Source organism: Pseudomonas sp. EGD-AK9, assembly GCF_000465935.2.
In the GTDB taxonomy this organism is placed as follows: domain Bacteria; phylum Pseudomonadota; class Gammaproteobacteria; order Pseudomonadales; family Pseudomonadaceae; genus Aquipseudomonas.
Window position 1 is genome coordinate 1 of record NZ_AVOF01000991.1, and the last position, 521, is coordinate 521.

1 protein-coding gene is annotated in these 521 nt (G+C 28.2%); it reads left to right on the forward strand.

Annotated features, from left to right (window positions below; all coding sequences use genetic code 11):
• Window positions 1-272 precede the first annotated feature (272 nt).
• Window positions 273-521 (forward strand): hypothetical protein (locus N878_RS28785; RefSeq protein ID WP_218186893.1); only part of this gene is annotated, 249 nt, incomplete at its 3' end.

Here is a 521-nt window from a genome sequence, read left to right on the forward strand (position 1 = left end):
ATAGGAAAAGTCCAGAAAGTGATTTCTGGACTTTTTAATTTGTTGAAATATTCAAAGAAAAAACTCAGAAACTTCGCTGCTTTATTTACTACCAGAATTCTTTTGTACGAGGTATAATTTTCCTATACACTATGCAGAAACAAACTGACCATTACCAAATGGAACAAAGGGTTGCAATTTGATTCCTTTTTTACTTAATTTCAGAGAACAAACTTATTATTAATTCAAAACGTACTACTAAGAAAAAATATTTAAAAATAGAGGTAACTATTATGTCAGATAGAGTATTAGATGAAATAAAAAAGTACATTGAAAGTGGAAATGTTAATTTTATCATAGGTGCAGGTGCATCAATTGGTGCTATCAAAACTTTGGGGGATTTTGAAAATGATATTACAAAATTAATAAAAGATTTTCAACGTGAAAACTCTATTGACTCAAAACAAGCTATAGCCAATAAACTAAATCTGTTTTTGAAGTGTAGTATTGACCCTAATAAAAGTTTAATTGATGGGAATGTT